The organism is Haemophilus sp. HMSC066A11 (assembly GCF_001811665.1).
GTDB lineage: Bacteria > Pseudomonadota > Gammaproteobacteria > Enterobacterales > Pasteurellaceae > Haemophilus > Haemophilus influenzae.
In genome coordinates this window covers 1-239 of sequence record NZ_KV805883.1, presented here as the reverse complement: position 1 = coordinate 239, position 239 = coordinate 1, and the positions used below count along the sequence as shown (strand labels likewise).

Sequence of the window (239 nt, the reverse complement as noted above, 5' to 3'; positions counted from 1 at the left end):
AGATAACCAAGTCCAATTGCCCATACAGAATATGTGATATTTAATGCCATTGCTTTGATTGGTTTTAACAGATAAATCGCTTGGTAATAGCAGCAGTAAGATAATGCCCCAAAGATTATTACACCAGCAATTTGTACATAATTAAAACTAAGTATATCTAGTGAGAAATCTTTCAAGGAAAGAATAAATAGAATCAATAAATAACCAATAGTTGAACCACATAGTCTTAAAAAATACAC

General features: G+C 30.1%; 1 pseudogene. It reads right to left on the bottom strand.

Features of this window, described 5'->3' with window-relative positions:
• Nucleotides 1–239, bottom strand: a pseudogene (gene licB / locus HMPREF2813_RS07840) (choline transport protein LicB); the annotation flags it as partial.